This is a genomic window from Caldicellulosiruptor sp. DIB 104C (assembly GCF_028198085.1).
GTDB lineage: Bacteria > Bacillota > Thermoanaerobacteria > Caldicellulosiruptorales > Caldicellulosiruptoraceae > Caldicellulosiruptor > Caldicellulosiruptor saccharolyticus.
In genome coordinates, this window is the sequence record NZ_CP116337.1 from 1,221,927 (window position 1) to 1,248,415 (window position 26,489).

Annotated in this window: 25 protein-coding genes; 2 read left to right on the forward strand and 23 right to left on the reverse strand. The window is 35.4% G+C overall.

Annotation, left to right across the window (positions count from 1 at the left end):
* Positions 1-134: 134 nt before the first annotated feature.
* From nrdR to glyA, 5 genes are all read right to left on the reverse strand, one after another.
* A complete protein-coding gene (gene nrdR, locus PGC14_RS06065) occupies positions 135-596 on the reverse strand; it encodes a transcriptional regulator NrdR (protein ID WP_039764417.1) in 462 nt (153 codons plus the stop codon).
* Positions 593-2,266 carry a sensor domain-containing diguanylate cyclase gene (locus PGC14_RS06070; RefSeq protein ID WP_039764418.1) on the reverse strand — a complete coding sequence of 558 codons (1,674 nt, stop codon included), beginning with the start codon at positions 2,264-2,266 and terminating at the stop codon, positions 593-595. Before PGC14_RS06070 ends, nrdR begins: the two co-directional genes overlap by 4 nt.
* A gap of 233 nt (positions 2,267-2,499) precedes the next feature.
* The gene (locus PGC14_RS06075) at positions 2,500-3,723 is read right to left on the reverse strand and encodes an NAD(P)-dependent malic enzyme (RefSeq protein WP_271629787.1); all 1,224 of its coding nucleotides are present in this window, start codon (positions 3,721-3,723) and stop codon (positions 2,500-2,502) included.
* Positions 3,724-3,766: 43 nt separating this feature from the next.
* On the reverse strand, positions 3,767-5,101 hold the full coding sequence (locus PGC14_RS06080) for a replication-associated recombination protein A (protein ID WP_039764420.1): 1,335 nt from the start codon (positions 5,099-5,101) through the stop codon (positions 3,767-3,769).
* Between the two features lie 24 nt (positions 5,102-5,125).
* On the reverse strand, positions 5,126-6,373 hold the full coding sequence (gene glyA, locus PGC14_RS06085) for a serine hydroxymethyltransferase (protein ID WP_039764421.1): 1,248 nt from the start codon (positions 6,371-6,373) through the stop codon (positions 5,126-5,128).
* Positions 6,374-6,604: 231 nt separating this feature from the next.
* On the opposite strand from glyA, the gene PGC14_RS06090 reads away from it, so the two are divergent.
* Together PGC14_RS06090 and PGC14_RS06095 are read left to right on the forward strand one after the other, a co-directional pair.
* The gene (locus tag PGC14_RS06090) at positions 6,605-7,357 is read left to right on the forward strand and encodes a threonine/serine exporter family protein (RefSeq protein WP_051109291.1); all 753 of its coding nucleotides are present in this window, start codon (positions 6,605-6,607) and stop codon (positions 7,355-7,357) included.
* Positions 7,358-7,380: 23 nt separating this feature from the next.
* Positions 7,381-7,833 carry a threonine/serine exporter family protein gene (locus PGC14_RS06095; RefSeq protein WP_039764423.1) on the forward strand — a complete coding sequence of 151 codons (453 nt, stop codon included), beginning with the start codon at positions 7,381-7,383 and terminating at the stop codon, positions 7,831-7,833.
* A gap of 48 nt (positions 7,834-7,881) precedes the next feature.
* On the opposite strand, the gene PGC14_RS06100 is transcribed toward PGC14_RS06095, so the two are convergent.
* The 18 genes from PGC14_RS06100 to fmt all read right to left on the reverse strand — a co-directional run bounded on the left by PGC14_RS06100 (position 7,882) and on the right by fmt (position 26,431).
* Positions 7,882-9,987: a polyribonucleotide nucleotidyltransferase gene (locus PGC14_RS06100; RefSeq protein ID WP_271629788.1), complete on the reverse strand. Its 2,106-nt coding sequence runs from the start codon at positions 9,985-9,987 to the stop codon at positions 7,882-7,884.
* 57 nt (positions 9,988-10,044) lie between these two features.
* Positions 10,045-10,311, reverse strand: coding sequence for a 30S ribosomal protein S15 (gene rpsO / locus PGC14_RS06105; RefSeq protein ID WP_011917585.1), 267 nt, complete (start codon positions 10,309-10,311; stop codon positions 10,045-10,047).
* Between the two features lie 120 nt (positions 10,312-10,431).
* Positions 10,432-11,349 (reverse strand): bifunctional riboflavin kinase/FAD synthetase, encoded by a 918-nt coding sequence (locus PGC14_RS06110; RefSeq protein ID WP_039764426.1) that lies wholly within the window; start codon positions 11,347-11,349, stop codon positions 10,432-10,434.
* Positions 11,346-12,209, reverse strand: a complete 864-nt coding sequence (gene truB / locus PGC14_RS06115; protein WP_039764428.1) for a tRNA pseudouridine(55) synthase TruB — start codon at positions 12,207-12,209, stop codon at positions 11,346-11,348. The genes PGC14_RS06110 and truB overlap by 4 nt, the downstream gene beginning before the upstream one ends.
* Entirely contained in the window at positions 12,206-13,162 is a 957-nt protein-coding gene (locus tag PGC14_RS06120; RefSeq protein ID WP_039764429.1) for a DHH family phosphoesterase, read from the reverse strand. Before PGC14_RS06120 ends, truB begins: the two co-directional genes overlap by 4 nt.
* Entirely contained in the window at positions 13,159-13,572 is a 414-nt protein-coding gene (rbfA, locus tag PGC14_RS06125) for a 30S ribosome-binding factor RbfA (RefSeq protein WP_039764431.1), read from the reverse strand. The genes PGC14_RS06120 and rbfA overlap by 4 nt, the downstream gene beginning before the upstream one ends.
* 24 nt (positions 13,573-13,596) lie before the next feature.
* A complete protein-coding gene (infB, locus tag PGC14_RS06130) occupies positions 13,597-16,167 on the reverse strand; it encodes a translation initiation factor IF-2 (RefSeq protein ID WP_039764432.1) in 2,571 nt (856 codons plus the stop codon).
* Positions 16,164-16,451: an RNase P modulator RnpM gene (rnpM, locus tag PGC14_RS06135; protein ID WP_039764433.1), complete on the reverse strand. Its 288-nt coding sequence runs from the start codon at positions 16,449-16,451 to the stop codon at positions 16,164-16,166. Before rnpM ends, infB begins: the two co-directional genes overlap by 4 nt.
* A gap of 18 nt (positions 16,452-16,469) precedes the next feature.
* Positions 16,470-17,540: a transcription termination factor NusA gene (nusA, locus tag PGC14_RS06140; protein ID WP_039764434.1), complete on the reverse strand. Its 1,071-nt coding sequence runs from the start codon at positions 17,538-17,540 to the stop codon at positions 16,470-16,472.
* A gap of 28 nt (positions 17,541-17,568) precedes the next feature.
* Entirely contained in the window at positions 17,569-18,024 is a 456-nt protein-coding gene (rimP, locus tag PGC14_RS06145; protein WP_271629789.1) for a ribosome maturation factor RimP, read from the reverse strand.
* Between the two features lie 172 nt (positions 18,025-18,196).
* On the reverse strand, positions 18,197-18,862 hold the full coding sequence (gene rpe / locus PGC14_RS06150) for a ribulose-phosphate 3-epimerase (protein ID WP_039764437.1): 666 nt from the start codon (positions 18,860-18,862) through the stop codon (positions 18,197-18,199).
* A gap of 46 nt (positions 18,863-18,908) precedes the next feature.
* On the reverse strand, positions 18,909-19,781 hold the full coding sequence (gene rsgA, locus PGC14_RS06155; RefSeq protein ID WP_039764438.1) for a ribosome small subunit-dependent GTPase A: 873 nt from the start codon (positions 19,779-19,781) through the stop codon (positions 18,909-18,911).
* 4 nt (positions 19,782-19,785) lie between these two features.
* Complete coding sequence (gene pknB, locus PGC14_RS06160) at positions 19,786-21,669, reverse strand: Stk1 family PASTA domain-containing Ser/Thr kinase (protein WP_039764439.1); 1,884 nt, start codon at positions 21,667-21,669, stop codon at positions 19,786-19,788.
* A gap of 45 nt (positions 21,670-21,714) precedes the next feature.
* Positions 21,715-22,458, reverse strand: coding sequence for a Stp1/IreP family PP2C-type Ser/Thr phosphatase (locus tag PGC14_RS06165; RefSeq protein ID WP_039764440.1), 744 nt, complete (start codon positions 22,456-22,458; stop codon positions 21,715-21,717).
* A 3-nt stretch (positions 22,459-22,461) separates the two neighbouring features.
* Positions 22,462-23,496: a 23S rRNA (adenine(2503)-C(2))-methyltransferase RlmN gene (rlmN, locus tag PGC14_RS06170; RefSeq protein ID WP_039764441.1), complete on the reverse strand. Its 1,035-nt coding sequence runs from the start codon at positions 23,494-23,496 to the stop codon at positions 22,462-22,464.
* A gap of 1 nt (position 23,497) precedes the next feature.
* Positions 23,498-24,799: a 16S rRNA (cytosine(967)-C(5))-methyltransferase RsmB gene (rsmB, locus tag PGC14_RS06175; RefSeq protein ID WP_083931426.1), complete on the reverse strand. Its 1,302-nt coding sequence runs from the start codon at positions 24,797-24,799 to the stop codon at positions 23,498-23,500.
* Positions 24,796-25,491 carry a zinc metallopeptidase gene (locus tag PGC14_RS06180; RefSeq protein ID WP_039764442.1) on the reverse strand — a complete coding sequence of 232 codons (696 nt, stop codon included), beginning with the start codon at positions 25,489-25,491 and terminating at the stop codon, positions 24,796-24,798. Before PGC14_RS06180 ends, rsmB begins: the two co-directional genes overlap by 4 nt.
* A gap of 19 nt (positions 25,492-25,510) precedes the next feature.
* Complete coding sequence (gene fmt, locus PGC14_RS06185) at positions 25,511-26,431, reverse strand: methionyl-tRNA formyltransferase (protein WP_271629862.1); 921 nt, start codon at positions 26,429-26,431, stop codon at positions 25,511-25,513.
* Positions 26,432-26,489 lie beyond the last annotated feature (58 nt).

A 26,489-nucleotide genomic window follows, 5' to 3' on the forward strand; every position in this document is an offset into this window, starting at 1 on the left:
TTTTGACTATCTTTGACTTTCACTTACTATTATACATTTTTTCACATTCATCTCAACTTTCAAATTTAATCAAATTTCTTGATTTTTTTAAGTTTTTCTCATTCAATATTTATTTTTCTCAGTCTTTCTTAAGATTATTCTATCTTTTCTGTCAAAAGTTTCTGAAGCTCTTCTATAAAGGTATTTATATCTTTAAATTGCCTGTAAACAGAGGCAAATCGCACATACGATATCTCATCAAGTTTTTTCAACTTTTCCATAACCATTTCGCCTATTTCCCTTGAAGAAATCTCATCTCTCATAGAGTTATAAATCTCATTTTCAATCTCATCTACTATTTTGTTCATCTGCTCAATAGACACAGGCCTTTTTTGACATGCTTTTATAATCCCATTGAGAATTTTGCTTCTGTCAAACTCTTCACGGCGGTTGTCTTTTTTTATAACCAAAATAGGCTGTCTTTCAATCTTCTCAAATGTAGTAAATCTCTTCTGACATTTCAAACACTCTCTTCTTCTTTTAATTGTCCTTCCTTCATCAGCAGGTCTTGTGTCAATTACCTTGCTATCTTCATATCCACAATATGGGCATCTCATACTTTCATCTCCAATTCCTGATTGTATATCACAGTACAATTTTTCCCACTGCTTTTTGCACGGTACATCGCAATATCAGCACATTTTATCAAATCCTTAACATTCTCGGCATGTGCTGGGTAAGAAGAGATTCCAAAGCTCACTGTAATCTTTGTCTGGACAAGATTATCTTCTATTGTTTCGTTCTCAATTGCTCTTCTTATCCTCTCAACAACCTTGTAAGCCTCCGAACTTTCAAGATGACTAAATACAATCACAAACTCTTCGCCGCCATACCTTGCCACAATATCTCCCTTTCTAATCTTTTCTTTCGCTATCCTAACAATTGTCTGTAGTACTTTGTCTCCAAACAAATGCCCATATGTATCGTTGAGTTTTTTGAAATTGTCAACGTCAAACAATGCAACACTAATAGGATATCTACCATTTGAAGCTTCAATTTCCTTTTCTAAAACTTCATATAGGTAAATACGGTTATATGCACCTGTCAAGCCATCAACCATTGCCATACTTCTCATTTGCTGATACAGGCTTGAGTTTTCTAATGCAATTGAAACCTGAGCAGCAATAGAAGTTAAAAACCTCAAATTGTCCTCTGTAAAAATATCTTCAAATACATGTTCAAGCAATATTACTCCATACTTGTCATTTTTTGTAGAAAGAGAGGCATACATAATCGCCTTTGTTGGTCTTCCGTCAATAAATGGGCAATCTTCTGCTCTTACTCTATTTCTATACCCACTCTCACAATTCATTGCAACGTTTTTAAGCCATTCAATTTTTTCTTGTTTAAAACTCTCTTTTTGTTCATTCTCAGGAAGATTAGAATATGCAACGTATAGCTCTGTTTTATCTCTATTAAATAGTAAAATAGAACTCTTGTCAACTCCTGTTACACCAATCAATACATCGTTTACAAATTTCAAAAGTTCGTTAGTATCTAAAATTTGAGTTATTATTTTACTGATTTCTTGTAGATTGAAAAACTCACCAAGAGAGATATTAAGTCTTTTATTTATCTCTTTAAGATAGCTTATTTCCCTTTCCAATTCCTTTATCTTCACATCTTTAGCCTTATTTAACTCTACGTAATTTTTTATCTTTTCTTCCATTTGTTGTACTTGCGCTTCTAAGCTGCTAATTGAATTTCTTTGAACAACTTCAACTTTACCAGCGTTGTAAATCCAAAAAACATAGAAAAGGATGTATAATAAATTTCTAAAAACTTCAATGTTTATATCGCCTGAAATAAAATTACGGAATATGAAAAGAATATAAGAGAATATTAAGATAACTACTACTTGTCTGATACCACTCATTTTAATTCTTCCGAGGTAAAATAAAAATACCAATGATATAATAAACATGAGGTCAAACAGTTTTTCATACCCAAAGAAAAAGATAAGATTTATAATCTCAAAAAATTTAAGGTACTTATAAATCTCTTCGCTAATCTCAACCCTGCCACTAAAAAGCCATACTTTAAAGAAGTTATAGCCTACTGATACAAATAAAAATATAATCGGCACAAGCCAATCAGAAAAATAGGAGAGATTGTAATTTTTCGAAAACAAAAGCCTATCAAAAACTAAGTACAGGCCAACTGCTCCTATTAAAAACCATGAAACTTTTATGTATTCTCTTTCAATAACTATCTTTTGAGCATTCACAAGACTTCCTCCCACCTTTTACAATCCATTACTTTGAAGTTCCAACTTTTTTTTTTTTTTTTTTTTTTTTTTATAAATGTAATATATTTACATCAGGCTAAAATGCAACACAATTATAAGGATATAAGTCTCTCATTAAAATTATATTACATATTGCACTTACTGTCCACAAAAAAAGTACCCTTTGAAAAGGGTACTTTTTAGTAAAGACTTTATTGGAAGATTGTACAATTTTACATATTTAACATAAGTGAAATTTTTCTTTGAAGTTCCCCTTCGCTCATATAAAGCTTTGCTATACCTTGCTCAATTGCCTTTTTTGCCACAGCCAAGGCTACCTCAAATGAAGTCCTTTTGTCAAATGCCTTTGGAATTATATAATCTTCACTTAAGTTCTCATCTGCAATCTTTGCTATCGCTTCTGCTGCTGCAATTTTCATCTCATCGGTTATTCTCCTTGCTCTTACATCAAGCGCTCCCCTAAAAATGCCAGGAAAAGCTAATACATTGTTTACCTGATTGCTAAAATCGGAGCGGCCTGTGCAAACAATCCTCGCCCCCGCTTTTTTGGCCCTATCTGGCATAATCTCTGGTATAGGGTTTGATATTGCCATAACAATAGCATCTTTTGCCATATTCTTTATATCTTTTTCGTCAAGCACGTTTGCAACCGACAATCCAATAAAGACATCGGCACCTTTAATTACATCATGAACAGAACCTCTCAAGAGATCTTTATTGGTAATTTTTGCTATTTCTTGTTTGTATTTGTTCATATCTTCTTTTCTTCCATCATAAATTGATCCAAGCCTATCACAAATAATCACGTTCTGTGCCCCGTATTTTATCAAAAGTTTTGAGACTGCAATTCCAGCTGCCCCAGCTCCGTTGATAACTATCTTTACATCTGAGATTTTCTTGTTTACAAGCCTTAAAGAGTTTATCAAAGCAGCCAATACGACAACTGCCGTCCCGTGCTGGTCATCATGAAATACAGGAATATCAAGCTCCTCAATGAGCCTTTCCTCAACCTCAAAACATGCAGGAGCCCCTATATCCTCAAGATTTATTCCTCCAAATGAGGGTTCAATAAGTTTTATTACCTTTACAATCTCTTCCACATCATTTGAATTTATACAGATAGGAAAAGCGTCAACCCCGCCAAACTCTTTAAACAAAACTGCTTTTCCCTCCATCACAGGAAGACCAGCATAGGCACCAATATTGCCCAATCCTAATACAGCTGTTCCATTTGTAACAACTGCAACCCAATTTGACTTTGAAGTGTATTCATAAACAAGTTCTCTATCTTTTGCAATCTCTTTACATGGCTCTGCAACACCAGGGGTGTAATAGATGCTCAAATCATTTGCATCATTTATTGGCACTTTGCTTTTGAGCGCAATTTTGCCTTTGTGCTGCTTGTGAAGTTTTAAAGCTAAACTTGCAATTTCCATATTTTCTTTGCTCCTCTCATTTTACTTGATCTTTTAAAAAATCTCAGCTACTTTTGTTACCATCTTCTTTTTTAAGATTTTCTATATACTCTTTTATTTCTTTTTCTTTTCCCATTTCAGTAGGATAATAGTACCTTCTTCCAACAAGCTCATCAGGCAAATATTGCTGTTTTATCCAGTGATTTTTAAAATCATGTGGATACAGATACCCTACTCCATGTCCAAGTTTTTCTTCACCATGTGAAGCCATTCTCAAGTGCATGGGAATGCTTTTAATAGGAGTATTTTTAGCATCCTCAAGTGCCTTTTCAATTGCTAAATACGCTGAGTTGCTTTTTGGAGCACATGCAAGGTATATAGTAGCCTCAGATAAAATTATCCGAGCCTCAGGCATTCCAACAAACTCACAAGCCCATGCAGCAGATGTTGCCACATTTAGTGCCATAGGGTCTGCCAAACCAATGTCCTCTGCTGCTAAGATTATAAGTCTTCTGGCAATAAATTTTATATCCTCACCGCTATCCAGCATCTTTGCAAGATAAAATAGAGCAGCGTCAGGGTCAGAACCCCTTACGCTTTTGATAAACGCCGAAATTGTATCATAATGCATATCACCTGTGGCATCATAAAGACTTACCTTTCTGCTTGAAAGGTTGCCTATGGTGTCTTGGGTAATCATAATTGTTCCATCTTCCAAAGGCTTTGTTGAATAAACACAGGCTTCTAAAATATTTAAAGCAACCCTTGCATCACCATTAGAAAGCCGTGCAATAAGTATTTTGGCATTCTCTTCTACTTTTACATTCATTTTTCCAAGGCCGTTTTCCTTATCTGAGACTGCTCTGTCAATAATCTTTATAATATCCTCTTCCTTTAAAGGAAATAGCTCAAAGACAAGAGAGCGAGACACCAGTGCTTTGTTGACCTCATAAAACGGATTTTCTGTTGTGGCTCCAATCAAGACTATTATTCCCTCTTCAACAGAGGGTAAAAGTGCATCCTGTTGAAGTTTGTTAAATCTGTGTATTTCATCAATAAATAAGATTGTCTTTCGACCACCTTGTGAAAATTCAAGTTTTGCTTCTTCTATAATCTTTTTTATATCATTAATCCCAGCAATAGTTGCATTTATCGATTTAAAGATTTTGTTTGTAACCTGTGCAATAACATGAGCAATTGTGGTCTTTCCTGTACCAGGTGGTCCATATAATATTATAGAAGTAAGCTTATCATTTTTTATGAGATTGTAAAGAGGTTTACCTTCACCTAAAATATGCTCTTGCCCAACAATCTCTTCAAGTCGTTTAGGTCTTAACTTATACGCAAGAGGAGATTCTCTTTTTAGCCTTTTTTCTCCTAAATACTGAAAAAAATCCATTTTAAACTCACCAGAACTTTATTCCTATTCGCTAAATTCACTATAAAGTGGATACTTTTCACACAATGCTTTAACCCTTTGTAAGATGTTATCATCTGTATCAGAATTTGTCAAAGTATCATGAATAATATCCGCAACTTCTATCATGTCTTCTTCCTTAAACCCACGTGTTGTCACAGCTGGAGTACCCAGCCTTATTCCACTTGTCACCATTGGACTTTGAGGATCAAAAGGAATTGCATTTTTATTACATGTTATATTCAAGCTGTCAAGTCTTTTTTCTGCATCTTTACCAGTGATACCTTTGTTTCGCAAATCAACAAGCATTAAATGATTATCCGTGCCACCACTCACAAGTCTAAATCCTCTTTCCATTAGCCTTGAACTGAGTGCTTTAGCATTCTTTAAAATCTGAATCTGATAGTTTTTAAACTCTTCTGTCATTGCCTCCTTTAGAGCAACTGCTTTTGCTGCAATTACATGTTCTAAAGGTCCCCCTTGAATGCCGGGGAATATAGACTTGTCAATCAGCTTTGCATATTTTTCCTTACATAGGATTAACCCCCCTCGAGGACCTCTAAGTGTCTTGTGAGTTGTTGTGGTAACAAAATCGGCATATTCAACAGGCGATGGATGAAGTCCTGCTGCAACCAAGCCTGCAATGTGTGCCATGTCAACCATCAAATATGCACCAACCTCGTCAGCTATCTCCCTAAACTTTTTAAAGTCAATAACTCTCGGATAAGCTGAAGCACCTGCCAAAATTAGTTTCGGTCTGTGTTCTTTTGCAATTCTTAAAACCTCATCATAGTCTATTGTCTCTGTTTCAGGGTCAACACCATAGGAGACAATATTATAAAGTTTACCAGAAAAGTTAACAGGACTTCCATGCGTAAGATGCCCACCATGTGAAAGATTCATGCCGAGTATTGTATCTCCAGGATTCAACACTGCAAAATACACTGCCATATTTGCCTGAGCACCAGAGTGTGGCTGGACATTTGCATGCTCTGCTCCAAATAGCTTTTTTGCTCTCTCAATAGCAATTGATTCAATAACATCAATATACTCACAGCCACCATAATATCTTTTGTTTGGATACCCTTCTGCATATTTATTTGTCAAAGGTGAACCCATTGCTGCCATCACAGCAACAGATACAAAGTTCTCTGAAGCAATGAGTTCAATCTTGTTTTGCTGCCTTTTTAGCTCATTTTTGATTGCTTCAGCTATTTCAGGGTCAGTATCCTTTACTAAATTATAAAAATACATTTGCATGCCCCTTTCTGAATATTTTTTCATTTCCTATATACAATGTTTGCAATTTATGATTATACACTAAAATTGTCCTTGTGTATATTATATTTTAGCTGTACTTTCAAAGTCAATCATTTTGCTGGAAAAGCACTGCACAAACTTTAATGTTCACAAGATAGTTTGAAGTACTATATAATCTTATTATAGACTTTTGAAAATTAAACAAAAGGAGAGCTAACGTTAAAAATGATGAGTCCAAAGGAGCTTATTGAAGTTGCACTTTTAGCTGGTGAGATAATGTTAAAAAACGGAGCTGAGACTTACAGGGTTGAAGATACAATGGTAAGGATATGTTCAAAAGGAAACTTGAAATTTGCTGAAAGTTTTGTCATCCCTACTGGAATTGTTGCAACAGTTGCAGATGAAGAAAACAACCTTTTGACTATTTCGAAGCGAATAAAGAACAGAACTATCGATTTAAACAAGATATCTCTTGTTAACCAGTTTTCAAGAGATTTTCAAAAGCATGAGTATGGTTATGCCCAATCAATAAAGATTTTGAATGACATACAAAACAAAAAAGGTTACAGCAATAGGATGACACCAATTGCAGCAGCTTTGGTGTGTTGTTTTTCCACAATATTGTTTGGTGGAAAAATTGTTGATGCCATCTCCGCCTTTTTTGTGGGTTTATTTACACAAGCTATATTGAATATCTTAAATTCGCGAAAACTATCTTACTTTATTTCTTATATAATAGGCGGATTCTCTACAGCCACCTTGGCATTAATAACTGTAAATTTTCACCTTGGAATCAATTTAGATAAAATAATTATCGGGTCTGTTATGATTATGACCCCAGGTGTTGCAATAACAAATGCAATAAGAGATACAATTGCTGGAGACCTTCTCTCAGGTGTTGCAAGAGGAGTTGAGGCATTTTTAATAGCTATCTTTATCGCAGCTGGAGCAGGAATTGCTCTAAGTATTTTAAAATAGGCTTTTCGAAGGAGGATTAAAACTTGGAAAAAAGTCTCTGGTTTCAATTAATTTCAGCGTTTTTGGTGAGTTTCTCGTTTGCAATCTTGACAAATTCACCCAAAAAAACACTGATTTTTTGTGGCATAAGTGGTATGATAGGCTGGTTTGTAAACATAATATTTTTACGGTCAAATTTTTCTCCTATTATAGGTGTATTTTTTGCTGCCTTAATGGTGAACATATTTTCAGAAATCTTTGCAAGACTTTTAAAAAATCCTGTTCCAATCTTTCTTATACCCGGCATTATACCTCTTGTTCCAGGTGCAGGGATGTATAATACAATGACTGCACTTATAAAAAATAATTTTGACACCGCAATAAAGACAGGAATTCAAACACTTTTAATTGCAGGAAGTATTGCAATTGCCTTAATGCTTGTTACATCATTCAACTGGATTTTCAAAGTATTTCAAAAGATAAAATTTGGGAAATAAAAAATAAAAGAAAGCATAAGCCACTTTTTATGGTTTATGCTTTCTTTGTTATTTTGCTTTTCGCGAATATGTGACATTTAAAGCTTCCTTTCGAGAAAGTGCAATTCGGCCAAGTCTGTCAATTCCAATAACCTTTACTAATACAAGGTCTCCTACTTTGACAACCTCATCAACCGATTTTAGTTTCTTGTTGTCAAGCTGAGAAATATGAACAAGCCCTTCTTTACCAGGATATATTTCAACAAACGCCCCATATGAAGCTGTTCTTGTAACTTTACCCAAGAAGAACTGGCCTACTTCAATTTCACGACCTATACCTTCAATCATACTAATCGCTCTGTTACCTGAGATATCATCAGGTGCTGCAACAAATATCCTACCATCTGGCTCTATATCGATTTTCACATTTGTCTCTGCAATGATTTTATTAATCATCTTACCACCAGGACCAATTATATCACGAATCTTTTCTGGGTCAACTGTAGTTTTAAATATTTTGGGTGCATACGGAGAAAGCTCACTTCGCGGCTTGTCAATAACTGTTTGCATAAAGTCTAAAATCTTTAGTCTTGCTTCTCTTGCCTGATATAACGCCTTTTCAATTATCTCTTTTGTCAAACCATGGATTTTTATATCAAGTTGGATTGCAGTTATACCTTCACGAGTCCCAGCCACTTTAAAGTCCATATCACCAAAGAAATCCTCTATTCCTTGAATGTCGGTAAGTGTGATAAAGCTACCATCTTCTTTTGTAATAAGACCAATTGATATTCCTGCAACAGGTGCTTTTATAGGAACACCAGCATCCATTAGTGCAAGAGTGCTTCCGCATACACTTGCTTGTGAGGTTGAACCGTTTGATGTTAAAACTTCTGATACAACTCTTATTGTATACGGAAACTCATCTTCTGAAGGTATAACAGGCTCAAGTGCCCTCTCTGCTAAAGCACCATGTCCTATTTCTCTTCTACCAGGTCCTCTTACAGGTTTTGACTCCCCTGTTGAATACGGTGGAAAGTTGTAGTGATGCATATACCTTTTTGCCTCTTCTTCTTCAAGCCCATCTAAAAATTGCATCTCACCTTTTGTTCCAAGTGTTGCAACTGTCAGAACCTGAGTATAACCTCTTTTGAACAGGGCTGAGCCGTGAGTCCTTGGTAAAATCCCTACCTCAGCATATAGAGGTCTGATTTCATCAAATTTGCGTCCGTCTGGTCTTTTGCCCTCTTCAGCAATCATCTTTCGAACAATCTCTTTTTCAAGGTTGTAAAGTGCATCGTCAACCAAAAGGAGTGTGTCTTCTGTCTCGCCTTCAAATACCTTTAAAACCTCTTCTTTCAGTTCATCAAGTTTTTTATCTCTTTCTATCTTATCTGGTATCTGAACATACTGATATGCTTTTTCATATGCAAGTTCTCTTACTTTTTGTTTTATCTCTTCAGGAATTACTCTTTTTTCATATTGCATCTTTGGCTTTCCAACTTCTTTTACTATTCCCTCTATAAACTCAACAATCTTTTTAATCTCCTCTTGAGCTGTCATAATAGCCTCAAGCATTATGTCTTCTGAAATCTCCTGGGCACCTGCCTCAATCATCATTACTTTATCTTTTGTGCCAGATACAACAAGGTGTAGCTTACTGACTTCTCTTTCCTTTGCTGTAGGATTGATTACAATCTTTCCATCCACATACCCAACCAACACAGAGCCTGTTGGACCTTCAAATGGAATATCAGATATTGATAGAGCAACTGATGAGCCAAGCATTGCCAAAACATCAGGTGGATTGTCAGGATCAACTGACAAAACTGTTGCGATGACAGATACATCATGATAAAAGTCTTTTGGGAAAAGAGGACGTATTGGCCTGTCAATTAATCTTGCAGACAGAATTGCTTTTTCAGAAGGTTTTCCTTCTCTTTTGATAAACCCACCTGGAATCTTTCCCACAGAATATAGTCTTTCTTCATAGTCAACTGTCAATGGGAAAAAGTTTATACCCTCTCTCGGTTTTTCTGAAGCACAAGCAGTTACTAAAACAGCTGTGTCACCGTATCTTGCAAGCACTGCTCCATTCGCCAAAAGTGCATATTTACCAATCTCAAAACTCAGCTCCCTTCCTGCAAGCTCCATTTTATAAATTTTACTTTCCAAACTCAACCACCTCTCTCTAAAATAATGGAGCGGCTACACCGCTCCAGTTTTGTGACTTTACTTTCTGAGTCCTAATTTTTCTATCAGCTCACGATATCTATTTATATCATATTCTTTCAGATAGTTGAGAAGTTTCCTTCTCTGACCTACCATCTTCAAAAGACCTCTTCTTGAATGAAAGTCTTTCTTATGAATCTGTAGGTGCTCGTTTAGCCTATTTATTCTCTCTGTCAAAAGAGCAATCTGAACCTCTGGAGAACCCGTGTCAGATTCATGAAGCTGGTACTTCTTGATTATCTCCTGCTTCTGTTCCTTTGTGAGCATTCTCTTTACACCTCCCTTTTCTTTTTTAAATGCCTGAATCTTTGTTAAAGGCTGGGAGTATCCTCTAACAAGGACTCAGGTTAGCACATAGCATATTGTAACAAAAATCTTTTGGGATGTCTATATGCTTGCTTTGCAAAATAGAGCTTTTACATATTCAATGTCTTTGTTAATCTGATTTTTGAGTTCTTGCAAATTGACAAATTTTTTTTCATCTCGAATAAAACTAATGAACTCAACAGTTATCTCCTTACCATATGCTTCTTTTTCAAAATCCAAAACATGAGTCTCAATTTTTATGTTCTGAGTTTTCGACACCGTAGGATTAAAACCTACATTTGTAAGCGAAAGATATCTCTTGTTGTCAATAATTGTATTTGTTACATACACTCCATTTTTTGGTACAACCTTGTTTTTTTCAAATCCTATGTTAAGAGTTGGAAAACCCATTTTTCTGCCCAATCTGTTTCCTCTTTTGACAATGCCCTTGATAAAAAAGTTATAACCCAGCAACAAATTTGCAAGTTTTATATTGCCATCCATTATCAAGTTTCGAATGAGTGTGCTGCTTACAACCTGTCCCTGGTATTTGACTGGTTCAATGACTACACACTTTCTGCCAAAGTTTTTGAGTTTTTCGCACAGATATTTGCTATTTCCCTCAGCCTTATAGCCAAATGTAAAGTCATATCCAACTACCACCAAGGAAACATTTAGCTTTTTAATCAAGATATCTTCAATAAACCTATCTTTGTCTATCTGCATAAATTCTTTGTTGAATTCAATAAAATATACATCATCAATTTCATATTTTCCAAAAAATTCTAACCTTTCACTATTTGTAAGAATATATTTGGTGTCAAGCCCAAGCAATTTGTCAGGGTGATTTTTAAAAGTAAAAACTACCTTTTTGCACTGATTAGCACTTGAAGTTAAAACCTCAAATAATTTTTTATGCCCTATGTGAAAACCATCAAAAAATCCTAAAGCAACTGCTGGCGCGTCATTTCTTGTGAGTATCCTCTGATAAATGTTCATCTGTAATTTTCCACCTTCAATAGATATTTAAATCTATCCCCTTCTCTTTTGTAAACAAAAAAAGTATCTTTCATACTGATTTTGTAAAAATCTTCAAAAAGACTATTATTTAATTTAACCTCTATTATATCTTTCCTTGTCAAAGGATTACCATTTATTAGCTTTTTATATGCAGACTCATTCACAACTATCTCATTGGAAATCAGATTTTCTAAAGGAATAATACTGTTTTTTGAAATAAAGTCTAATGAAGAAGCAGCCTTGATATCAAAAACCCCACTTTTTGCCCTTCTTAGCTGAACTAAAGTGGCAACAGTAGAAAGCTTATTTGCTATTTTTTCAGCCAAGCTCCTTATATATGTGCCATGACTGCACTCAACAGCAAATGTCATATAAGGATAGCAATAATTTATCATCTCTATACTATATATGATACTCTTAATCTTTGGAATTTCAATGTCAATTCCCTCTCTTGCGTACTCGTATAGTTTCCTACCATTTACTTTCTTTGCAGAGTAGATAGGAACTGAAAGTTCTACCTCTCCTTTTAAGTCTTTTAGGCAATCTTCAATTTCACTTTGCTCTATGAAGATATTATTCCGCAACTGCACTCTCCCTGTTGTGTCAAGTGTATCTGTTTTAATTCCAAACTGCATTGTAGCTATATAAGTCTTTTTTGTTTTGGTGAAGAAGGATGAAAGTTTTGTTGCCTCACCTATCAAAAGCACTAAAAGCCCACTTGCAAATGGGTCAAGTGTTCCGCAGTGCCCAACTTTTGTTTTAAAGAGTTTTCTTACATACTCAACAACATCATGAGAAGTAAGTCCCACTGGTTTATCAACCAATAGTATTCCATTCATTTAACATCACTTTTGAGCCTCAGTAATAGGTTATTCTTTATCTGGTTTAACTCTAAGTTACTTACACTAAAACCGGCTGCCCTAGGATGGCCGCCGCCTCCAAATTCTTTTGAAATGGCTGCTACATCAAGATAATATTTCGATCTAAGACTTACTTTTATTCTGCTGTCTTCTTCAATGAACAGGGCAGCCACTTCAACACCTTCAATGTTCTTTGCAAAGCTTATAATATTTTCTGTTTCATCTCGAGATGCGTTGTTTCTTTCGAACATCTCCTTCGTAATTGTCAAAAATGCTATCTTGTTCTCTTCAAAGAGCTCTAAAGTTTGCAAAGTATCCTTTAAAAGGTTAAACTTTGATAAACTCATCTCGTCAAACACTTTATTTACAATATACACAAAGTTAATACCCATATTTATAAGGTCGCCAGCAATTTGATGTGTTACTGATGTAGTATTTGAATATTTAAATCCACCTGTGTCTGTAAAAATACTTGTATAAAGACAAGTTGCTATATCTTTGTCGTTATCAATGCCCATAAGCTTTACCAACTGATATACAATTTCGCCAGTTGCTGCAGCAGATGAATTTATATAGTAATAATCTCCAATCCCTTCACTTGTTACATGATGGTCAATATTGACCAGTTTTTTATAACAACTTTTAATATTTTTTATACCAGTTCTCTCAAGCTCACCAGTGTCTAATAACACCAAAACATCAAACATTTCGTCAATCTCATCTTTAATCTCTATCTTGTTTGCAGCAGGTAAAAATGATAGATTCTTTGGGACATTGTTTTTTAAAAACATCCGTGGACTTTTGCCCTTCTTTGTCAAGGCTAAGTATAAGGCAAGCATAGAACCAATACAATCACCGTCAGGATTTTCATGTGAGACAATTGCAATTTTGTTTGAGTTCAAAAGACAATTTATAATCTTGCTCTCTATCAATTCTCCAGTTCACCTTCGCTTTCATCTAAAGATTTTTCTTCTTCCTCTTCCTCATTCTTTGTAATGTTCAATTGATTGAGGATTTTTGAAATTCGAGCACCATATTCAATTGAATCATCTAACTCAAATGATATCTCTGGTGAAAATCTCAAGTTTATCCTTCGAGAAATCTCTCTTCTTATATAAGGTTTGGCATTTTCTAAAGCTTTCATAGTACTTGTAATATTATCCTTATTTTTGTCAAAAATACTCACAAAGACTTTCGCATATCTTAAGTCTTTACTCATATTGACCTTCACTATACTTATGAGTTCTGCACATATCCGTGGGTCTTTAAGCTCATGCTGTATTATGTCACTTATCTCTTTTTTTATTTCCTCAGCAACCCTGTCGGCCCTTTCAAATTGCATCTTATGTTTTCACCTCTTTATATTTTAACTCTCAACCTTTTGCATCTCGTATGCTTCAACAATATCTCCTTCTTTTATATCATTGAACTTTTCAAATGTCATGCCACATTCATACCCAGCTGCAACCTCTCTTACATCATCCTTGAACCTTTTGAGCGAAGCCAATTTCCCTTCATATACAACAACACCGTCTCTGATAATTCGTGCATTAGACGTTCTTGCTATCTTACCGTCTAAAACATAACATCCAGCAATTGTGCCAACAGATGAAGATTTGAATATCTGCCTTACCTCAGCATGACCAATTATTACTTCTCTATAAACAGGCTCAAGCAAACCTTTCATTGCTGCTTCTATGTCATTTATAACATCATATATGATTCTGTACATTCTGATATCAACCTTTTCTTTTTCTGCAAGAGACATCGCTCCAACTTCTGGTCTTACGTTAAATCCAATTATTATGGCATCTGATGCAGAAGCCAAAGTCACATCTGATTCTGTAATTGCACCAACAGCTGCATGGATTACCTTCACTGTAACCTCATCGTTTGAAAGCCTTTCAATTGCCGATTTTAAAGCTTCTACAGATCCTTGAACATCTGCTTTTATTATAACCCTTAGTTCTTTTAACTGTCCTTTTTGAATCCTCTCAAAGAGTTCATCAAGTGAAATCTTGCTTTGCTGCATTTTTTCTTCTTTGAGTCTCTCTTGGCGAATTTGAGCAACTGTTTTTGCTGTTTTTTCATCCTTTACACAAACAAGCTCATCGCCAGCAGTTGGAACATCTTCAAGCCCTAAAATCTCAACAGGCATGGAAGGCCCTGCCTCTTTAATTCTTTGCCCTTTGTCATCAATCATTGCTCTTACTCTTCCCCATGTACTGCCAACAACTACATAATCGCCTACTTTAAGTGTACCTTTTTGAACCAAAACTGTGGCAACAGGTCCTCTTCCTTTGTCAAGCTTTGCTTCTATTACTCTACCACGAGCTGGCCTGTTTGGATTTGCTTTGAGCTCAAGCAGGTCGGCAACAAGCAAAATCATTTCCAGTAAATGGTCTATACCTATCTTCTTTTTAGCAGAGACGTTTACAAATACAGTATCTCCACCCCATTCTTCAGGTATAAGACCATACTCAGAAAGTTGTTGTTTTACTCTCTCTGGATTTGCCTCTGGTTTGTCAATCTTGTTAATAGCAACTATAATTGTCACATTTGCTGCTTTTGCGTGATTTATTGCCTCAACTGTCTGGGGCATAACACCATCATCTGCTGCGACAACCAAGACTGCAATGTCAGTTACCTGTGCACCACGAGCTCTCATAGCAGTAAATGCTTCATGACCAGGTGTGTCTAAAAATGTTATTTTTCTACCGTTTACTTCAACAACAGATGCACCAATATGCTGGGTAATGCCACCTGCTTCTTTTTCTGTAACATTTGTCTTTCGTATCGCATCAAGCAGTGATGTCTTACCATGGTCAACATGACCCATTACAACTACAACAGGTGGACGTGGTTGCAAAGATTCTGGTGTATCTTCTTGATCTTCTAAAAGTATCTCCTCTTCGCTCTTTATTATTTCTTTTTCAACCTTAAACCCATAGTCTTCTGCAATTAAAGAGGCCACATCAAAATCTATTTCTTGGTTAATATTTGCCATCACACCAAGCATTATAAGTTTTTTAATGACCTCGGCAGCAGGTTTACCTATAAGATTTGCAAACTCACCAACAGTAATTTTCTGGGGAATTTTTACAATCTCTTCCTTCTTCTCTTCCTGAAGAGTTTTTGTTTGAAGCTTTAATACCTCTTTCTGTTCTTTTGACTTTTTCTTGAGTTTCTCTTTCTTGCCACGTCTCACATGCTTTTCTTGCAAGTACTCCTCTTCTAATAAGGTATCCTCTACCTCTTTGTCAATCTTTTCAAGTTCTTCTCTATCAACAGTAACCTCTTCTTGAGTCAGTTCATCAACATGAAATAGCTGCTTTTTGTGTTTAGTAGCCTTTTCAGCTTTTTGCTTTGTTGCGGCTTTATCCTGATATCTTTTTTCAATCTTTTGTTCTTTTGTAACCTCATATTTTGGTTTTGCTGTCTGTCTTTTTTCAGGCTCTTGTTGTGGAAAGACTTCCACAACCTTTTGAGCATGTACGGTAGCCTTTTTCTCTTTGCTCTCAAATTTTTTGCCACTTTCTCTTGGAATCGCTTCTTGATGTTTTTCTCTTCTTTCTCTGTTAAGCTTTTGTCTAACCTCTTGTTGAGATTTCTGCGATACTTTTTGTTCTACTCTCTTGTCATAAGCATGCGACGGTTTTTCACCATGTCTTATGTGTTTTTTCTCATCATGAGTCTTTGTATGCCTTTCACCTGAACGACCTTCCTTATGACTTGGTAACCTTTCTCTTCTCTTCTCTGCATATTCTTTTTCCTTTTCTTGCAAGATATATTCTAAAACAAGGTTAATATCGTTTTCCTCTAAAGCGCTCATATGACTTTTGTGTTCAATATTTAACTTATTAAGTATATCCATCAAATCTTTATTTTGAATCTCTAAAAGCTTTGCAAACTCATATATCCTAAGCTTATTTGTCATTCTGACACCTCCGCCGATTTTTTAAAATTCTCAGCAAAAAACTTCTCAACCACGTCATAAAACTCCTTAGGAATAGCTACCTTCAAAGACCTCTCAAGCCCCTTTTTCTTCTTTGCAAGATGCAAGCATTTTCTATTTTTACAAAGATATGCTCCTCTTCCTGGTAGCCTTTGTTTTTCATCTATGAAAATACCATCATTATTTTTAGCAATCCTCAAAAGCTGGTATTTTGGTCTTATCTTTTGACAGCCAACACATTTTCTGTGTGGGACATATTCTTGCACCTTTTCACCCCACTCACTTTATTTACCTCTTATATCTATCTTCCAACCAGTGAGCTTTGCCGCAAGCCGTGCGTTTTGTCCACCTTTCCCAATAGCAAGCGATAACTGGTCATTTGGAACAAGTACAAATGCCTTTTTCTCAACCAAATTCAAATCAATATGAACAACCTCCGCAGGACTGAGCGCATTTTTGATAAACTCACCTATGTCATTGCTCCATTTCACTATATCAATCTTTTCACTTCCAAGATGTCTCAGAACATTCTGAATTCTTATTCCCTTTTCGCCAATACAAGCACCCACAGGGTCAACCTTTAAACTGTTAGAATAAACTGCAACCTTTGACCTTGATCCAGCCTCTCTTGCAATCCCTTTTATCTCGATTATCCCTTCTTGAATCTCTGGTACTTCATTTTCCATAAGTCTCTTAATCAAATTTGGATGTGTTCTTGAAAGATAAACAATTGGTTCTTTTTCTTTTGGAGGAATCCTGACATCTACAAGGTAAAACTTCATCATTGTCCCCGGCTTATACTCCTCACCTGGTATCTGCTCTTCCATTGGAAGTATTGCTTCTACCTTCCCACCTTCTATCTCAACAATGACGTTTTTCTTGTCTATTCTCTGAATAACCCCTGTTACAATATTGTCAATCTTGGCTGAATAATCTTCAAATATAATATTTCTTTTCTTCTCTCTTATCTTTCCTATAACTGTTTGTCTTACCGTCATTGCAGCTTTTCGGCTAAAGTCTGAGATTGGAACCTCTATTGCAACAATGTCACCAATCTGATAGCGTTTGTCAATCTTCCGTGCATCTTCCACCGAGATTTCGTTCCTTTTGTCCTTTACATTTTCTACTACTTTTTTGTATTCAAAAATTCTCACATCGCCTTTTTCAGGGTCAATTGAAACCTTTACATTTGAAAGGTTCTTGTCCCTTATCCCTCTTACCTGCTTATAAGCAGTTAAAAGTGCAGATTCTAAAACAGAATAGATATACTCTCTTTCAATCTTATATTCCCTCTCAAGTTCATCAATTGCAGAAAATAATTCCTGAAAATCTGTAGTTAGTTCTTTCTTTGTCATTTTTGTTAAAAGCCCCCTTTGTCTTTTCTTAGAATCTTATCGCAACCTTTACCTTCTTTATATTCTCAAATGGGACAGAAATATTTTCTCCATCTACCATTATAATCAGCACATCTTCTTTCTTCTCGACAAGCTCACCTGTTAGCTTGGTAGTATTCATAATTGGCTGTTTCAAGAAAACGTCAACCACCCTTCCCCTATTCCTTACAAAATCTCTGTCATTCACAAGCGGTCTGTTAACTCCCGGTGATGAAACCTCCAAATAATAGCTAAAAGGTATAGGATCAACAATATCCAGCTTATTAGACAATTCTTCACTCACACGTTGACAGTCGTCTATTGTAATTCCACCAGGCTTGTCTATATACACTCTCAGAAAATGGTTCTTCCCTTCTTTTTTGAACTCAATATCAACTAAGTCAAAACCATATTTTTCTAAAATGGGTTTCACAAGCTCCTCTACCCTTTTGGTCACCTTTGACACACTTAATCCTTCCTTTCAAAAACTTTATTTTCAACAAAGAAATTTCCTCTAAACAATATTAAAGAGTGGGGGATACCCACTCTCTTGCTAATTTACTTTATGTCAACAGAACTGATTATATATATTATACCATCTTACATTTATTTTAACAAGAATCCATTCAATTTTATTATTACCTAAACTCCTTCAATGAATTCTTTAATTTGTTTATAGCTTTTTCTACATCTCCACTTTCAAACACATACGATCCAGCAACAATTACATCTGCACCTGCCTTTACACACTCTACAATAGTCTTTTCGTTGATACCTCCATCTACCTCAATTTCAAAACCATATCCTTCTTTTTTCCTTATCTCAGATAAATTTTGAATCTTTTTTAAGGTGTAAGGAATAAACCTCTGTCCTCCATATCCAGGATTTACAGTCATAACCAAGACCATATCCACCATTTCAAGCACATTCTCGATTAGGCAAATTGGAGTTGCAGGATTTATTGCAACACTTGCTTTTTTACCAACACCTTTTATCTTATTTAAAAGAGCATCTAAATGATGAGTAGTTTCTACATGTACTGTGATGTTGTCAGCTCCGCTTTCTATAAATTTGTCAATATGTTTTTCAGGATTTATGACCATCAGATGCACATCAAAAAAAAGGTTTGTATGCCTTCTTAATGCCTTTACAACTTGAGCACCAATTGTAATATTCTCAACAAAACACCCATCCATAACATCTATATGTACCAAATCAGCACCAGCTTTTTCAAGCTTTTTAACTTCACTTTTTAAATCTGAAAAATCAGCAGATAAGATTGATGGTGCAACTTTTACCGACAACTTAAAAAACCTCCCCTTTAAAGTAAATATGCTTGTCACATTAGTTTTAATCATATTCCTTTTGGACAGGAAGCTGCATAAATATCTGCTTGTAACGTTCATACCTCTCAAAGTTTATCTTCCTATCGTTTACAGCTGCTTTTACACCGCATTCTGGTTCAAAGATATGATTACATCCTGGAAATTTACAATTCTCGTAATCATAGAATTCTGGATAATAGTACTTTAGCTCATCTTTGAGCATTCCCGTAATCTCTATTGAACTAAAGCCTGGTGTATCGGCAATATATGTGTCTTCACCTGCTCGTAAAAGTTCAACCACCCTTGTGGTGTGCCTTCCTCTTTCAATCTTTTTAGAAATCTCCCCAACCTTAAGATTCAAACCGGGGATTAAACAGTTCAAAATAGATGTTTTTCCTACACCTGACTGGCCTGCAAAAACAGATATCTTTCCTTTGATATGCTCTTTTAATTTTTCCATTCCTTCACCAGTCTTTGCAGACACTCCTATGACTTCAAATATACCATACTGATTTTTTACAACCTCTAATGTCTTGCCATTGTCAAGGTCAACCTTATTAACACAGATAAGGGGTTTAACTTTTTCTCTTAAAACATTTACAAGTAATTTGTCAAGGGTAATGAAAGAAACCTCAGGGAAAACAGAAGCTACTACAACAATTGCAGTATCTACATTTGCAATTGGCGGTCTTATAAGCTGGTTTCTCCGCGGAAGAATCTTATCTATTACATAAGCTCCTTTTGCTTTTTCCACAATTGTAACATTATCTCCCACAAGCGGAGTTATATCATCTTTCCTAAACACTCCACGTGCTTTGCACTCATAAATGGTACCTTCACGGTCATAGACGTAATAAAAACCCGCAATTGCTTTTACAATAACCCCATTTATCTCCATAGCTCTATTCCACCATCTCCTCTGATGATAATTGGTCATTGATATACATTCTAATAGTTGATGGTCCTGTGATTGGTACCTTTACCTGCAAAGGAGTTTCTTCTTTTTTCACAACTCTATCAAATACAATACTTTCATTGTTGTTTGAGACAACAACAATCTTTACATTTGCTTCATTTAAATCAGAAGGTAAAATAACTGTTTTTATGATAATCTTAGCAGTATTTTTTTGTTCAACCTTTTGGGAAACTACTAAGTCAACACTGCTACCTTTGTCCACAAGAGTATTTGCAACAGGTAGCTGGCTTATAACAATGTTAGAGTCACTGTCAGTTACTTCTTTATATGTGATACTGCCAGTATTTAGACCTGCTTTTTGCAAAAGTTCTTTTGCAGAAGCTATATCTAAACCAGTAACATCAGGTACAGGCACCTTTTCAATCTTAGGCCCTAAGCTCACAGTCAATACTACTGTTCCGTTTTTCTCAATCAATTCGTTAGCAGAAGGCTGCTGGAAGATAACAGTGTCAACAGGTTTATCAGAATAATCTCTTTTTATCTCTACATTAAGCCCAGCATTAGTCAAATCAATCTCCGCATCCTTCACATTTTGTCCAACAACATCTGGTACACGTACCATCTCTGGTCCTTTACTAACTGTAAGTTTTACAGTTGTATCTTTTTTAACTTTAATGCCCGCAGCCGGCTCTTGATTTATAACTGTCCCCTTTTCAGCTTGGTCGTTTTGTTCCTCTATTGTAAACTTTAGTCCAAGCTCATCTAATTTGCTTTTCGCATCATCAACTGAATATCCAACAAGATCTGGCATTGTAATTTCGTTATCTTGTGGTGTTAAACTCTTTCCAATAGCATTATAAAATATTAGCCAGCCAATCGCAACAATAACTAAAGCAGTTAAAATACCACTTACAACGTATATCCAATCTTTTTTGTTTGCTTTTTGCTTTTTCTCACCTTCTAAAACTATATCTTTTGACTTCAATTGTTCAAGTTGAAACTGCTTTGTTGCAACATTTTCATGAGTTTCTATCTTTACAAAATCCCCTTCAGGCTCAATTAATGAATTTTTCAAATCTTGCATCATCTCTGTTGCAGATTGGTATCTTAAAAGTACATCCTTTTGCATAGCTTTTAGGATAATTGCCTCTAAACTACGTGGAATATCCGGGTTGTATATAGTAGGACGAATTGGCTGTTCTTGTAAATGTTTTAATGCAATGGATATAGGGGTATCGCCATCAAATGGCAAAACGCCAGTCACCATCTCATATAATACAACTCCAAGCGAATACAAATCAGACCTATTATCAACATATCCACCTCTTGCTTGCTCTGGTGAAAAATAATGAACAGACCCTATTGTCAGATTTGTATTTATTATGGTTCCGGTTGAAACAGCCCGTGCTATGCCAAAATCTGTGACCTTAACTATTCCATTTTCGTCAATTAGAATGTTTTGTGGCTTTATATCTCTGTGAACAATTCCCTTTTTGTGCGCATGGTCCAGTGCTCTCAAAACCTGTATTGCAATTGTAACTGCATCTTTTGTACTGACTCTTCCTGTCTCTTTGATAAATTCTTTCAGTGTTTTCCCATTTACATATTCCATTACTATGTAGTGCATACCTTCTTGCTCACCAACATCGTAAATAGATACAATATTTGGATGTGAAAGCGAAGCTGCAGCTAAAGCCTCTGTTCTAAATCTTGACAAAAACTCCTCATCATTTGCAAATTCACTTCTTAATACTTTTATAGCAACATGTCTGTTAAGTACTTTGTCCTTTGCCTTGTATACAATCGACATACCACCACTGCCTAACTTTTCAATAACACTGTACCTATTACCTATAACAAAATCATCCATTTTCAACCATCACCTTCTTGAAAAAATTCTTTGAAATGGTCTTCCCTAAGCGGTAAAATAGAGTACTGTTATATTGTCAACGCCACCATTTTCAAGTGCCTTGTTTATTAGCACTTCTCCTACTTTTTCAAATGTATTTTTCGTAAAAACCCCTTTTATGTAAGATTCTGGAACCATGTTAGTAAGCCCATCTGTACACAGTAAAATACACCATCTTTCCCCCAGCTCTTCCTGTGTAAGCTCATATATATCTATTTCTATCTCTTTGTCTACGCCAATTGCACGTGTAATTATATTCTTCTGTGGATGAGTATAAATCTCCTCTTTTGTAATTTTACCATCTTTGTACATTTCATAAACTAATGAATGATCTTCTGTTATTTGCATTATCTTCTCTGCATTAATAAGATAAACCCTTGAATCACCTACATTGCTAATAATTACCTTGCCCTTGAGAAGAAATACCCCCGCCAAGGTTGTCCCCATTCCAAACCATAGCGGATTTTCAACCTGAAGCTCTGTTATCTTTTGATTTGCATAAGAATATGCTTCCTTTATAACCTCTTTTGCTATTTCATTAAACCTTTTTAGATTTATCAAAAGATACTCCAGGACATATTTGCAGGCAAGGCTACTTGCAACCTCACCTGCATTGTGACCACCCATACCATCTGCAACCAAGAATATGCTAAAACTATCATCATTTGACTTAAATATCAAATAATAGTCCTCATTATTTGTTCTCACATTCCCTATTTCTGAGAGTGCAACGTACTTCACATACTTCATCTCCTATTTTTCGGATATATTATAATGTCTTGATCGTAGCTGACCACACGCTGCAGCAATACTACTTCCTAACTCTCTTCTTATTGTCACTTGAATACCAGATGACATAAGAATATTGTAAAATTCTTTAATTTTCTCTTTTGGTGGTCTTTTAAAGTCTCTTCCATCTATTGGATTTACAGGAATTAAGTTAACATGGACAAGTTTCCCTGACAACATTTTAGCAAGTTCGTTTGCACATTCAATTGAGTCATTTATTCCATCTATTAATGCATACTCAAATGTCACTCTTCTATTTGTTTTACTAATATAGTAGTCAACAGCTTTTAATATATCCTCAATAGGATATTTTCTATTCATTGGGACCAATTTGTTTCGTAAATAGTTGTTTGGGGCATGAAGAGAAATTGCAAGATTTACCTGTTTAGGATACTCAGAGAGCTTGTAAATTCCCTCTATAATCCCAACAGTTGAGATTGTTATATGCCTCGCGCCTATATTTTTTCCCTCTTTAGAATTTATAATATCAATGAACTTAAACACATTTTCAATATTGTCAAAAGGCTCACCACTCCCCATCAAAACAACATTAGAAATTCTCTTTTTTGTGACATTCTCAACATTGACTATCTGGTCTACCATCTCACCTGCAGAAAGATTTCTTATCATGCCACCAATGGTTGAGGCACAAAATGCACACTTCATCCTACAACCAACCTGGGTTGAGATACATATTGCATTACCATACTTGTATGGCAAAAAAACAGACTCAATAGCATTGCCATCAACAAGCTCAAGCAAAAACTTTATGCTTTCACCATCACTTTCATATTTTACAACCCTCAAAGAATTCAAAATAAACTCTTCTTCTATTCTTTTTCGCAATTGAGCTGGAATGTTAGTAAATGAATTTACATCAGTCGCATTCTTTTTGTACAACCATTCAAAAATTTGGTTAGCACGAAATAGCTTCTCTCCTGTCTCCTCCACCCATTTTTTTAGCTCATCCAAGGTAAAATCTTTAATGAGCCTTTTCATACTATGCTTTGCCTTCTTTCTTGAGTTTTGCAATAAAAAATCCATCACATTTATATTCATCAGGAAATATTGTATTTTGAGAGATTAGATTAAAATCCTTATGTTTCTCTAAAAATCTTAATACAGTGTCTTCATTTTCCCTGTGTCCAAGCGTGCATGTGCTGTAAAATATTATACCACCATCTTTTAAATACTGTGCTGCATTGTCAAGCATTCTTAGCTGAAGCTCATGTAAGTTCTCTATATCTTCTTTTGTTTTATTCCATTTAATGTCGGGCTTCTTTCTAATTGTTCCAAAACCAGAACATGGAAGGTCTGCAATTACAATATCGAATTTCCCTACAAAATCTTCATTCAACGTAAGAGCGTTATTTTCAGCAACTACAACATTGTCAAAGCCAAGCCTCAATAGATTTTCTCTCAAACGCTCAATCTTTGACTTATTTACATCACATGAAACAACAAAACCTCTTGTTACCTCTGCACAGTTAAATGTCTTACCACCTGGCGCTGCACATAAGTCCAAAATGGAGCTTGCCTTTTCAAAATCATCTCTGTTCCATTTTACAATGAATGAAGAGGCAAGGTCTTGATAATAAAAGTAACCATCTCTGTAAAGTTCACTTTCTTTTATATTACCTTTGACAATATAAACAATCTCTCTATTTAGTTCTGGCACTTCATACTCATACCCACAGGCTTCAAGCTTTTTTAAAAATTCTGCCTGGCTTATTTTTTTTGTATTTATTTTTATACTCTGCAGTGGTTTTGTATTTAAAAATTCCAAAATTTTTACTGTCTTATCAAATCCATAAGACTTTTCTAAATAATCAATCAAAAACTTAGGGTATGAAAGTTTTATAGAAAGAAAATCCTTGATGTTTACCTCTTTTACTCTTTCAAGTGCTTTTTCTATTTCGTCTTTTCTCCTTATTATGTTTCTCAATATCGCATTGACAAAGCCCTTTTGATTTTTATTGACCTTCTCTGCAAGCCCACATGCTTCACTGACTGTAGCATAGTCTGGAATCTTGTCAAGAAATAATAGCTCGTATGTTGCAACTCTCAAAATGTTAAGTATTTTCTTGTCCTTTACACCTTTTTTTGCAACAAAGTTTATATAATAGTCAAGAAGGTTTTTATATCTTAGCACACCATGTACAAGCTCAACAAAAAGTGCTCTATCTTTTGTTTTTTTGAGCTTTTGATGGTACTTTTCCATCAAAGTATCTGCATTTATATTTTTTTTACTCTCAATCTCAAAAATGACTGAAAAAGCAGCGCTGCGCGTATTAATCTTCAATCATCCCTTCTTCTTTGAACTAAGCTTAAATAATATAAAAGCTGAAGTATTGCAACAGCGACGGCTGCAACATATGTCATTGCTGCAGCCCTCAAAACCTTCTTAACACCCTCTTCTTCTGAAGGCATAACCACTCCTGCCAATTTCAAGGCCTGAATAGCCCTTTTGCTTGCATTTACCTCAACTGGCAAAGTAATTAAGGTAAACAAAACTGCAAGACAAAATAGAAGTATTCCAAGATTTATAAAAATATCACCGTTTCTGAACAAAAGACCTATTAATATTAACGGAAACGCAAGGTTTGAACCTATATTTACAACTGGGACCATTGCACTTCTCAAAGAAAGCCAAGGATATCTTTCGTAATGCTGTATTGCATGACCTGCTTCATGGGCAGCAACACCTATTGCTGCAATTGAATTTGAATCAAATACACCGCTTGATAACCTCAAAACCTTAAAGCGTGGGTCATAATGGTCTGTCAAAAGACCAGGGACATATTCCACCTTAACATCGTAAATACCATTTGCCCACAGGATACTTTTTGCAACCTCTGCTCCTGTCAGCCCAGAAAAACTTCTCATCTTAGAGTACTTTGAAAAAGCTGCTTGAACTTTTATTTGGGCAAATATTGAAATCAAAAATGCAGGGATCGCAAAGATTAAATACATTGGGTCAAAGTAGTAAAACATTTTAGAAACCTCTCCTTTTTTAGCTCAAAATATCACCTTTTTTTATTTTATACCCGTTAACAAAATCTCTTGCACTCATTTTTCTGCCGCCTTCTAATTGAAGTTCTTTTAATTTAATTACACCACCTTTTACCTTAACAAGAATCCCGGTCTCATTAATTCCCAATATTGTGCCATTTTGTACATTTTCAAGATTGTCAAGTTTTGCAATCTCCATCTCATGAATCTTTAGAAGTTTCCCTTTATAAATTGTAAATATGCCAGGCCAAATTTTTAAAGCTCTGAACCTGTTGTAAATCTGCACTGCACTCATATCCCAAGAAATTTGACCTTCCTTTTTATCAATTGGAGGAGCGTATGTGGCTTTTGTAGAGTCTTGTTTTACTGGCACAATATTTGAGATATTCTTTAAAGTCTCAATCAAAAGCTTTGCACCAAGCTCAGACAACTTCTTAGAAAGGGTTATAACATCATCATTTTGCTCTATTTCTATTCTCTCTTGAAGTAGAATATCTCCCGTGTCAAGCCCTTCATCCATCTTCATAATTGTAATGCCTGTATAATTTTTCCCATCCATCAGCACTCTTTGAATAGGTGCAGCACCTCTGTATTCAGGCAAAAGCGAGGCATGCACATTAATACATCCGTGCCTCGGTATTTGCAAAACTTCTTTTGGAAGTATTTTCCCATAAGCCACAACCACAATTACCTCTGGATTTATCTTTTTCAAGACTTCAAAAAACTCTTCATTGCCTTTTAACCTATCTGGCTGGATTACATTAAGATTAAATTTTAACGCAAATTCTTTGACTGGTGGTGGGGTTAAAATCTGTTTTCTTCCAACTGGCTTGTCGGGCTGAGTTACTACGAGTTTTATATTAAATTGCGGTTCCTCAATTAATTTCTGTAAAATATTTGCTGCAAAATCTGGTGTGCCCATAAAAACAATGTCCAAGGCTCATCTTATCTCCTTTCAAAAAGCAAATATTTTTTATCAA